This is a genomic window from Flavobacterium sp. (assembly GCF_023151265.1).
Classification (GTDB): Bacteria; Bacteroidota; Bacteroidia; order Flavobacteriales; family Flavobacteriaceae; genus Flavobacterium.
Window position 1 is genome coordinate 1 of the sequence record NZ_JAKLJH010000094.1, and the last position, 10864, is coordinate 10864.

9 protein-coding genes and 1 pseudogene are annotated in these 10864 nt (G+C 32.6%); 4 read left to right on the forward strand and 6 right to left on the reverse strand.

The features are described 5' to 3' along the window. A pseudogene (locus tag L6Q46_RS09590) lies at nucleotides 1–818 on the reverse strand (PCRF domain-containing protein); the annotation flags it as partial. A gap of 152 nt (nucleotides 819–970) precedes the next feature. Between L6Q46_RS09590 and L6Q46_RS09595 the strand changes: the two are divergent. Beyond that, nucleotides 971–1996 (forward strand): GntG family PLP-dependent aldolase, encoded by a 1026-nt coding sequence (locus tag L6Q46_RS09595; protein WP_291284120.1) that lies wholly within the window; start codon nucleotides 971–973, stop codon nucleotides 1994–1996. 64 nt (nucleotides 1997–2060) lie between these two features. After that, nucleotides 2061–2834, forward strand: coding sequence for a sulfite exporter TauE/SafE family protein (locus L6Q46_RS09600; protein ID WP_291284121.1), 774 nt, complete (start codon nucleotides 2061–2063; stop codon nucleotides 2832–2834). Here L6Q46_RS09600 and L6Q46_RS09605 read toward each other — a convergent pair. Continuing rightward, a complete protein-coding gene (locus L6Q46_RS09605; protein WP_291284122.1) occupies nucleotides 2827–3150 on the reverse strand; it encodes a YbaB/EbfC family nucleoid-associated protein in 324 nt (107 codons plus the stop codon). The two genes, L6Q46_RS09600 and L6Q46_RS09605, sit on opposite strands and share 8 nt — an antisense overlap. A gap of 139 nt (nucleotides 3151–3289) precedes the next feature. Here L6Q46_RS09605 and L6Q46_RS09610 point away from each other — a divergent pair, with 139 nt between their 5' ends. Together L6Q46_RS09610 and L6Q46_RS09615 are read left to right on the forward strand one after the other, a co-directional pair. After that, complete coding sequence (locus L6Q46_RS09610; RefSeq protein ID WP_291284127.1) at nucleotides 3290–5350, forward strand: S9 family peptidase; 2061 nt, start codon at nucleotides 3290–3292, stop codon at nucleotides 5348–5350. Between the two features lie 138 nt (nucleotides 5351–5488). Then, nucleotides 5489–6529: a cysteine synthase family protein gene (locus L6Q46_RS09615; RefSeq protein WP_291284123.1), complete on the forward strand. Its 1041-nt coding sequence runs from the start codon at nucleotides 5489–5491 to the stop codon at nucleotides 6527–6529. A 51-nt stretch (nucleotides 6530–6580) separates the two neighbouring features. On the opposite strand, the gene L6Q46_RS09620 is transcribed toward L6Q46_RS09615, so the two are convergent. The 4 genes from L6Q46_RS09620 to gcvT all read right to left on the reverse strand — a co-directional run bounded on the left by L6Q46_RS09620 (nucleotide 6581) and on the right by gcvT (nucleotide 10761). Beyond that, nucleotides 6581–7030 carry an SRPBCC family protein gene (locus L6Q46_RS09620; RefSeq protein ID WP_291284124.1) on the reverse strand — a complete coding sequence of 150 codons (450 nt, stop codon included), beginning with the start codon at nucleotides 7028–7030 and terminating at the stop codon, nucleotides 6581–6583. Nucleotides 7031–7111: 81 nt separating this feature from the next. Further along, nucleotides 7112–8539: a hypothetical protein gene (locus L6Q46_RS09625; protein WP_291284125.1), complete on the reverse strand. Its 1428-nt coding sequence runs from the start codon at nucleotides 8537–8539 to the stop codon at nucleotides 7112–7114. Nucleotides 8540–8655: 116 nt separating this feature from the next. After that, entirely contained in the window at nucleotides 8656–9375 is a 720-nt protein-coding gene (locus L6Q46_RS09630; RefSeq protein ID WP_111567191.1) for a YebC/PmpR family DNA-binding transcriptional regulator, read from the reverse strand. 303 nt (nucleotides 9376–9678) lie between these two features. Beyond that, nucleotides 9679–10761: a glycine cleavage system aminomethyltransferase GcvT gene (gcvT, locus tag L6Q46_RS09635; RefSeq protein WP_291284126.1), complete on the reverse strand. Its 1083-nt coding sequence runs from the start codon at nucleotides 10759–10761 to the stop codon at nucleotides 9679–9681. Nucleotides 10762–10864: the final 103 nt, after the last annotated feature.

Genomic DNA, 10864 nt, shown 5'->3' on the forward strand with positions numbered 1-10864 from the left:
AACGCGTTTCCGAACATTGAATTTGAATTCCCGTAGGTTTGTGAAACAATTGTACTTTAGTTTCAACCTTGTTTACGTTTTGTCCACCAGCACCACTCGAACGAGAAGTTATGATTTCGATATCAGCAGGATTGATTTCTACTTCAATAGAATCATCTACCAATGGATACACGTAAACCGAAGCAAAAGACGTATGACGTTTCGCATTACTATCAAAAGGAGAAATACGAACCAAACGATGCACACCGTTTTCACCTTTTAAATAACCAAAAGCAAAATCGCCTTCAAATTCTAAGGTTACGGTTTTGATTCCGGCAACATCACCTTCTTGAAAGTTCAATTCTTTGATTTTGTAGCCTTGTTTTTCGCCCCACATTAAATACATTCGCATTAACATGGAAGCCCAATCACAACTTTCAGTTCCACCAGCTCCTGCCGTAATTTGCAAAACAGCGCTCATGCTATCTCCTTCATCGGAAAGCATGTTTCTAAATTCTAAATCTTCAATGTGATTTAAAGTTTGATGGTATTGGGTTTCAACTTCTTCCTCAGAAACATCACCTTCTTTAAAGAAATCCATCATAATTTGAAGTTCTTCAGAAAGTTCTACACCTTTGTTATAATCCTCTACCCATTTCTTTTTCGAACGTAGGTTTCGGATAATAATTTCGGCTTCTTTGGCGTTGTTCCAAAAATCGGGAGCGAAGGTTTTTTCTTCTTCGTTAGTTATTTCAATCGTTTTGGCATCGATGTCAAAGATACCTCCTTAACGCACCAAGGCGATCAATAATATCTCTGACTTGTTCTGTATTTATCATAAATATTGTAGTTTTGTTTTGTAATGGGATGCCATAGCCCCGATAGTAGTGGAAATCCTTTTTATTTTTCTCAAAAAAAATAAAAAGATTGCAACGGATAGCGGGAATTAGCTCCTAAAAATTTTATCAAAAATAAGGTATCTGATTGATATATGGAAATAAATTTAGTTAGTGATACAGTGACCAAGCCTTCTGTGGAGATGTTAAACGCAATGTTTAATGCAAAAGTTGGTGATGACGTATATAAACAAGACCCAACAGTCAATGAGTTAGAAGAAACTTTGGCGGATTTGTTTGGGATGGAAGCCGCTTTGTTTTTTCCTTCGGGAACGATGGCAAATCAGACGGCGATTAAGTTGCACACACAGCCAGGCGAACAAGTGATTTGCGACAAATATTCACACATTTATCATTATGAAGGTGGCGGAGCTTCTTTTAACAGTGGTGTTTCGTGTTGTTTAGTTGATGGAAATAGAGGGATGATTACGGCTGATTTAGTTAAAAATGGAATCAACGACCCAGAATTTTATCACGCCCCATTAACTTCATTAGTAAGTATTGAAAACACAACCAATAAAGGCGGTGGCGCTTGTTATGATTTACAACCTTTGCAAGAAATTAAGCAAGTTTGTATCGACCATAATTTGAAATATCATTTAGATGGTGCGCGTTTGTGGAATGCTTTAGTAGCAAAAAAACAACATCCAAAGCATTTTGGTGAATTGTTCGATACGATTTCGGTTTGTTTATCAAAAGGTTTGGGTGCGCCTGTTGGTTCGGTTTTGTTAGGAAGTAAAGCAGATATCCATCGCGCTTTGAGAATTCGTAAGATTTTTGGTGGCAATATGCGTCAATCGGGATATTTGGCAGCGGCTGGATTATTTGCGTTGCAGAATAACATTAGTCGTTTAGAAATTGACCACCGAAGAGCGAAAGAATTAGGTAGTTTGTTAGAAAAAATGCCATGGGTTGCTAATGTGGAACCTGTGGAAACCAATATTTTGATTTTTGGCTTACAACCTTTTGTAGATGAAAAGCTTTTTATGGAAAAATTGAAACAAAAAGGTATTGCGATTAGTTCGATGGGACATGGGAAACTTCGAATCGTAACACATTTGGATTACAAAGAAGTGATGCATGAGTATGTAATGGAAGTGTTTTCTAAATTACAATTTTAATTTTTGGAACGCAGATTGAAGAAATTTAAATAATTTTTAAAATCAAACCTGAAACAAAAACTTTATGGAAATCGTAATCATATCAATAGTTGCCTTTTTAACCGCCATTCTAACCTTTTTCTCGGGTTTTGGATTGGGAACTTTGTTAACTCCGGTTTTCATGTTGTTCTTTCCAGTAGATATTGCAATTGGTTTGTGTGGATTGGTTCATTTTACTAATAATTTATTCAAATTTTTCTTGGTTGGAAAACATGCCAACAAAGAAGTTTTACTAAAATTCGGAATTCCAGCCATTTTTGCGGCTATGATAGGTTCGTGGTTGTTGTTGCAAATATCTGATTTACAACCTTTGTTCAGTTATTCGCTTTTTGGAAAAGAATGGGATGTTTTACCAGTGAAATTCATCATAGCTATTTTATTAGTGATTTTTGCGCTTTTAGATTTGATTCCGTACTTAAGTAAATTGGAATTTGGAAAAGATAAATTGCCTTTAGGAGGAGTTTTAAGTGGCTTTTTTGGCGGACTTTCTGGACATCAAGGTGCTTTGCGAAGTGCGTTTTTGATTAAAGCTGGTTTATCCAAAGAAAATTTTATTGCTACAGGAATTGTTGTTTCAATGTTTATCGATTTTACGCGATTGAGTGTTTATGCTTCAAAAATCACGACTTATACCTTGTATGAAAATAAAGTATTGTTGATTTCGGCAACGCTTTGTGCCATTGCTGGAGCGTATTTGGGTAACCAACTTTTAAAGAAAGTTACCCTAAAATTTCTCCAAGTTTTTGTCGCTGTTTTGTTGCTTTTAGTAGCAATCGCTTTAGGAATGGGAATTATTTAAACATATCCATTCCTGGAATGTTTGGCATGCCTTCTTTGGCAACAGCTGCTAATTCCGTTTCGTGAACGTTTGTTGCTTTTTCGATAGCTTTGTTTAAAACATTAATCAAATAATCTTCAAGCATTTCCTTGTCGTTAAGTAAATCATCACTTACGGTAATGTTTTTAATTTTTCGGTTAGCAGTTAGGGTAACTTCAAGCAAGCCATCAGTGCTTTTTTCATCGATTAAAACAAAGTCTAAGCGTTTCTTTGTTTCTTCAACTTTTTGTTGGGTTTCTTTTAGTTTACCCATCATACCCATAATATCTCCAAACATAATTTTTATTTTTTTATTTCAGCAAAAATAGTAAATTAGCAGTTAATAATTATTGTAAAACTTCATGAAAAAAATCACGTATTTCCTTTTAGGTTGTGTTATTTTTGCTCCAGTTCACAGTCAAAATAAAACAAAAAAAATGTCTGATAAATTACAGCCACCTGTAGCTAAAATTGTTCCAAAAACATTAGAAAAACACGGTGATAAAAGAATTGATAACTACTATTGGTTAAACGAAAGAGAAAACCCAGAAGTTATTGATTATCTGAATAAAGAAAATGAATATTACCAAAAATCAACAGCTCATACCAAACAATTTCAAGACGATTTGTTCTTGGAAATGAAAGGTAGAATTAAGGAAGATGATAGTTCGGTTCCTTATTTTTACAATGGATATTACTACATTACACGTTATGAAACGGGTAAAGATTACCCAATTTATGCTCGTAAAAAAGGAAGTTTAGATGCTAAAGAAGAAATTTTGTTTGATTGCAACGAAATGGCAAAAGGACATTCTTATTTTAATTTAGGTGGTTTAAATATTAGTGAAGATAACAAATGGGCTGCTTTTGGAGTGGATTTGGTTTCAAGAAGACAATATACCATTCAAATCAAAAACTTAGAAACAGGTGAAATTCTTCCGGTAAAATTAGAAAACACAACGGGTGGTTCAACTTGGGCTGGAGATAATAAAACCTTGTTTTACACTCGTAAAGATGCGCAAACACTACGTTCTGATAAAATTTATAAACATACTTTAGGAACTGATGCTACTGCCGATGTAATGGTTTATCATGAAAAAGACGATACATTCAATACGTTTGTTTACAAAGAAAAATCAAAGAAATATTTAGTTATTGGTTCATCAAGTACGTTGACTTCTGAATACCAAATATTAGATGCTAAAAATCCAAATGGAGAATTTAAAATTTTCCAAAAAAGAACACGTGGATTAGAATATTCGATTTCGCACTATGGTGATAGTTTTTACATCGTAACCAATAAAGATAAAGCAACCAACTTCAAATTAATGAAAACGCCAGAAACTGCTACTTCAGCTGAAAACTGGAAAGATTTAATTGGACATAGAAAAGATGTTTTATTAGAAGGAATCGAAATTTTCAAAGATTATTTAGTGGTTGAAGAACGTTCAAACGGATTAAATAAGATTCAAATTCGTCCTTGGAATGGAAAAGGCGAGTATTACTTACCATTTGAAAGTGAAACATATACAGCTTACACAACTACAAACGTAGATTTTGATACTGAAATTCTTCGTTATGGTTATCAATCAATGGCAACACCATCTTCTGTGATTGACTTCAATATGAGTACTCAAGAGAAAAAAGTATTGAAAGAACAAGAAGTATTAGGTGGAAAATTCGATAAGAATAATTACATTGAAGAAAGAGTTTGGGCAACCGCAGCTGACGGGACAAAAGTGCCAATCTCAATGGTATACAGAAAAGGTATCAAAAAAGACGGTAAAAATCCATTGTTGTTATATGCTTATGGTTCTTACGGTGCTACTATGGATCCTTATTTTTCATCTACTCGTTTGAGTTTATTGGATAGAGGATTTATCTATGCAATCGCTCACATTAGAGGAGGCGAGGACTTAGGAAGAGAGTGGTATGAGAACGGAAAACTTTTAAAGAAAATTAACACTTTCACCGATTTTATTGACTGTTCAAAATTTGTGATTGCTGAAAAATATACGTCGCCAGAACATTTATATGCAGAAGGTGGTTCGGCAGGTGGTTTGTTAATGGGAGCTATTGTAAACATGAATCCTGAATTATATAATGGAGTAATTGCTCAAGTTCCTTTTGTGGATGTGATTACAACTATGTTAGATGATACGATTCCTTTAACAACTGGAGAGTATGATGAGTGGGGAAATCCGAATGATAAAGTGTATTACGATTATATGTTATCATATTCACCGTATGACCAAGTGAAAAAGCAAGCTTATCCAAATATGTATGTTTCTACTGGGCTTCACGATTCGCAAGTACAGTATTGGGAACCTGCAAAATGGGTAGCAAAATTGCGTGTTATGAAAACAAATGACAAACAATTATTCTTAGATACAAATATGGATGCTGGTCACGGAGGAGCTTCGGGTAGATTTGAAGCATTGAAAGAATTGGCTAAAGAATTTGCATTTTTGTTAGATTTAGAAAAAATTAAGAAGTAGTTAAACTTTTTTTGTTAAATTTGCAAGGTTTTAGAAGTGTCAAATTTGGCATTTTTTAGACATTAAATAAGTATAAAATACTATAAATGCTAGTAATGCATAGTATTTTGGAAACATTAAAACAAACAGTATCTTCATATGAAAGAAGAAATAAAAGCCTATAATAGTGTATTAGATTTAATTGGGAATACACCATTAATCAAACTGAATAAAATTTCAGCTGATTTACCAGGTAATTTCTATGCAAAAGTTGAAGCCTTTAATCCAGGTCATTCTACAAAAGACCGTATCGCATTATATATTATTGAAGAAGCAGAAAAAAGAGGTATCCTAAAACCAGGAGACACCATTATTGAAACTACTTCAGGAAATACAGGTTTTAGTTTGGCAATGGTTAGCATCATCAAAGGATACGATTGTATTTTAGCGGTGAGTTCAAAATCATCAAGAGATAAAATCGATATGTTACGTTCAATGGGAGCAAAGGTATATGTTTGTCCAGCTCACGTTTCTGCGGATGATGAACGTTCGTATTACAATGTTGCTAAAAGATTGCACGAAGAAACCAAAGGTTCCGTTTACATCAATCAATATTTTAATGAGTTAAACGTTGATGCACATTACAAATCTACAGGACCAGAAATTTGGGAACAAACAGGCGGTCAAATTACACACTTAGTAGCATGCAGTGGAACTGGAGGAACTATTTCTGGAACAGCACGTTTCTTGAAAGAACAAAATCCAAATATCAAAATTTTAGGAGTTGACGCTTTTGGTTCAGTTTTGAAAAAATACCACGAAACAAAAGAATTTGATAACGCTGAAATTTATCCATACCGTATTGAAGGTTTAGGTAAAAATTTAATTCCAACAGCTACCGATTTTGATGCGATTGATAAATTTATCAAAGTTTCAGATGAAGAAAGTGCACACACTACAAGAGAATTAGCTAAGAAAGAAGGTTTATTCGTAGGATATACTTCTGGAGCTGCTTTTCAAGCCGTGAAACAATATGCTGAAGAAGGTGAATTTGATGCTAACAGTAATGTAGTTATCATTTTCCCAGATCATGGTTCAAGATACATGAGCAAAGTATTTAGCGATGATTGGATGAACGAACAAGGTTTCTTTGATTCGGTTAACCAAGAAGAAGCTTTAAAAATTGAAATTATCAAGTAATTGATTTTATATATAGAAAATCCCAATCGAAAGATTGGGATTTTTATTTTATTAATTATCTGGAATATTCGGTTCTACTAACTTCTTTAATTTTTCTAACGATTCTTGCCAACCTAAATAACACATCTCAGTAGGAATCATAGCTGGAATGTTTTCTTGTAATATTTTGATTTCTGTGCCACAAGCAACTTCTTTTAACCAAACCGAAGTCGTCATTTCGCCTGGTAAGTTGGGGTCATCAAAAGTGTCGGTGTATTTTAAAAACTCGTTGGGTTTGATGTCGAGATATGTTCCACCAAAAGAATGTCCGTTACCCGTTGTAAAATTGATAAACGACATTTTAAAACCGCCACCAATTTTCACATCCATACTGTGAACTTCACACAAAAAACCATACGGAGGAATCCACGAAGCCATTGCATTTTTCTCTGTAAATGCACGAAACACCTTTTCAGGTGGAGCCGTTACTACACGATGTAACGATACAAAATTAGCTGCCATATTTTTTTATTACTAATTTACGAAAAAAATAGATTGGGTTTTGTTTTGTGGGAAAGGAATGTGATTCTGCGTTATCGGGTTTTATTTATTTCCGATTTTTAATTGTTCAATTTCAAAATCCAAATAACTTAAACTGAATTTTTCTAAATTATAAATATCTAAATGCATGTGAAATAATTGTTTACTTGTTTGTGGATTTGAATTATTACTCTTTGCTAATTGAAGTATTTCAATTAGTGTTGCTTTTTTGTCTTTGATAATTTGTATTATTTTATCCCATGTATAAATATCAAGTATAAAAACATTTTCTGGAGGTAAATATTTTGAGTCAATTGAATTTTGGAATTTATCTTTCCCAAGTTCAAATAAATTTGTGAAATTGCTCCAAAATAACTCTTTGTAAGTTAAAATTATACCCCAATTTTCTTCATTTGGTGTCAATGTTTTTGTAACATTAATCATTTGTGTAAAATATGCTTTTAATATAGAATCTTTTAATGAATTGTATAAAAGCTCATCAGTTGGATTAATAGAAGTATAAGCTTGAATTTCAATTGCTTTACACTCAATGTAAATATTTGAATCTGATAAACAAAAGTCTACTACATTCGAATTTTTGGGAAGTATTTTTTTTAATTTGTTTTCATCATGATACTTAACACTTATTTCTTTTAAACCAAATTCAATATACTTTTCAAATCGATAGCCAAATTCTGTCGTAAATTTTTCATCACTAGATTTTAAAAAGTCATATATATAATAATTTACAAAATGATTGTAAACCGATTTATGTATAACTTTGATTTGATTATCAAATACCTGGAAGGGATATATTGTGAAAAATGTAGTTTCTAAAGATTGTAGATCAGTCCTATTAATACTTCGCTTAAAATTTTGAATTCTCTCTTTTGCATTTTCATGATTAAGAACTGATAATTTTAAAAAATTTTCTACTTTTTCTATACTTGTCATTTCAGAGGCTACATTTATAAAATCTTGACTTAGATATCCAAAATATTTAAATGAACTAGTTGAATTGTTTACATTGGTAAATAGCCAAACTATTTGTTGGATAAAAATAAAATCATAAATAGTTAAACCCGTTTTTTCTTCAAATGATTTGTTGATATCATACTTACCATTTATAGAATCGTAGATTTTTAATTGTGTTGCAAAAACTTCTTTGTATACAGTTTTTTGTAAATAAAATTGTTGTGAGTATAAAATATGAAAACCTCGATCAATTTTCAATTTTAAAAAATTAGTTATATGATTATTGTTAAAATCATATATTAAGTTATATAGTATGGAAAAATTTTCTTGATCTAACTTTTTTAAATTAGTATTATATCCACCATGTTGATATGACCACTTCATTAAAGTAAATATTGTCCAAATAGGAAAGACTTGGTCTTTTTTAGTTTCTATATATGAATAACAATATCTGAGCAAATCTTCAGTGCTGTATTTTCTAATTTTATTACGAATATATGTAAAGGGAATTTCCAATTTCTAGTTATAGTTATATTTGTTTGAAATGTTAATATAGAAAAATTAGAATACTAATATATAAAAAAATCCTCACAATTTCTTGCGAGGATTTCGTATATAAGATAGAAAAAGAATTACTCAGCGCTTTCTTGCATGGTGTGATACACGTTCATTACGTCATCGTCTTCTTCAATTTTTTCTAATAGTTTTTCAACATCAGCCACTTGGTCAGGTGTTAATTCTTTTGTTACTTGTGGTATTCTTTCAAATCCTGAAGATAAGATTTCTAAACCACGAGATTCTAATTCTTTTTGGATAGCACCAAAGCTTTCAAAAGGAGCGTACATTAAAATTCCGTCTTCATCAGCAAAGATTTCTTCTACACCAAAATCAATCATTTCTAATTCTAATTCTTCCACATCTTGTCCTTCTGCTGGAATTCTAAAATTACACGTATGATCAAACATAAATTCAACCGAACCTTGTGTTCCAAACGTTCCGTTGCATTTGTTGAAGTAACTTCTAATGTTCGCAACCGTTCTGTTGTTGTTATCGGTAGCGGTCTCAATTAAAATTGCAATTCCGTGAGGCGCATAACCTTCAAACAACACTTCTTTAAAGTTAGCCGTGTCTTTATCTGATGCTTTTTTAATAGCGCGTTCTACGTTATCTTTAGGCATGTTCGCAGCCTTCGCATTCTGAATTACCGCTCTTAAACGTGAGTTAGTTTCAGGATTTGGACCGCCTTCTTTAACGGCCATTACAATATCTTTTCCTATACGTGTAAACGTTTTAGCCATTGCTGACCAACGTTTCATTTTACGGGCTTTTCTAAATTCAAACGCTCTTCCCATTTCTATATAATTTCAATATTCTTAATTCGTTGTTCAATATTCAAAATTTCAGTGCAAATGTAAAAAATCAAGTTTAAAAGTCAAGTACAAATTTAAACGCAAATCCCGAAGCTTCGGGACGCAAGGTTTTACGCAAAGTTCGCAAAGCGATAATCTAAAATCTTTTATGAACTTGTATTCGCAATCTAATTCAACTTGAAACTTATATGACTTATATGTTTAAAAATTCAGGTCAATTTCAATTTTCAAATTTGTACTTGAATTTGTACTTGCCCTTGTTCTTGAACTTGTCCTTGTTCTTGATTACTTCTTGTAAAACGGCATTTTAACCACTTTCGCTTTAATATCTTTATTTCTAATTCTAATATAAATTTCAGAATCTGGTGTAGCTAAAGCCGCTGGAACATATCCCATTCCGATAGCAATTCCCATAGAAGGTGATTGTGTTCCTGAAGTTACGATTCCTACTACATTTCCGTTAGCATCAGTAATTTCGTAATCGTGACGAGGAATTCCTCTTTCGATCATTTCGAAACCAACTAACTTACGGGAAACACCTGCTTCTTTTTGTTTTTTCAAGTTTTCTGAATTGGTAAATTTTTTGTCGAATTTGGTAATCCATCCTAAACCTGCTTCTAATGGCGAAGTCGTATCGTTTATGTCGTTTCCATATAAACAGAATCCCATTTCTAAACGTAAGGTATCACGTGCAGCTAATCCAATTGGTTTGATTCCGAATGCTGCTCCAGCTTCAAAAACTTTGTTCCAAATGTATTCTGCATCTTCGTTTTTGAAGTAAATTTCAAATCCTCCCGAACCTGTATAACCAGTAGCCGAAACAATTACATCACTTTTTCCTGCGAAATCACCAATTTGGAACGTGTAATATCCCATATTTGATAAATCGATAGAAGTTAAAGATTGCATCGCTTCTGCCGCTTTTGGTCCTTGAATCGCCAATAAAGAATAGTCATCCGAAAGGTTTTGCATGTCTACACCCAAATCATTGTGCGATGAAATCCAATTCCAATCTTTTTCAATGTTAGAAGCATTCACAACTAACATATAGTGATTATCAGCAACTTTATAAACGATTAAATCGTCAACAATTCCACCTTCTTTATTTGGTAAACAAGAATATTGTGCTTTTCCATCAACTAATTTAGAAGCATCATTTGAAGTTACTTTCTGAATTAAAGCCAACGCATTTTCTCCTTTTAAGAAAAATTCTCCCATGTGAGAAACGTCAAAAACACCAACACCGTTTCTAACCGTTTCGTGTTCTACATTTACTCCTTCATATTGAACGGGCATATTATATCCTGCAAATGGAACCATTTTAGCTCCTAAACTTTCGTGAATGTGCGTTAACGCTGTATTTTTCATGATTTGATGTTGTATTATTAGAGAGCGCTAATTTATTGAAAATTCTTAAAAATGCACCCAGATTTCCCTTAAAATTTGAGAGATATTTATTTTTTGTTAATAA

What these genes read in the sequence shown, in the direction of transcription:
- L6Q46_RS09595 (WP_291284120.1), top strand. Translation starts at nt 971, where the DNA reads ATGGAAATAAATTTAGTTAGTGATACAGTGACCAAGCCTTCTGTGGAG.
- L6Q46_RS09600 (WP_291284121.1), top strand. Translation starts at nt 2,061, where the DNA reads ATGGAAATCGTAATCATATCAATAGTTGCCTTTTTAACCGCCATTCTA.
- L6Q46_RS09605 (WP_291284122.1), bottom strand. Translation starts at nt 3,150, where the DNA reads ATGTTTGGAGATATTATGGGTATGATGGGTAAACTAAAAGAAACCCAA.
- L6Q46_RS09610 (WP_291284127.1), top strand. Translation starts at nt 3,290, where the DNA reads ATGTCTGATAAATTACAGCCACCTGTAGCTAAAATTGTTCCAAAAACA.
- L6Q46_RS09615 (WP_291284123.1), top strand. Translation starts at nt 5,489, where the DNA reads ATGAAAGAAGAAATAAAAGCCTATAATAGTGTATTAGATTTAATTGGG.
- L6Q46_RS09620 (WP_291284124.1), bottom strand. Translation starts at nt 7,030, where the DNA reads ATGGCAGCTAATTTTGTATCGTTACATCGTGTAGTAACGGCTCCACCT.
- L6Q46_RS09630 (WP_111567191.1), bottom strand. Translation starts at nt 9,375, where the DNA reads ATGGGAAGAGCGTTTGAATTTAGAAAAGCCCGTAAAATGAAACGTTGG.
- gcvT (WP_291284126.1), bottom strand. Translation starts at nt 10,761, where the DNA reads ATGAAAAATACAGCGTTAACGCACATTCACGAAAGTTTAGGAGCTAAA.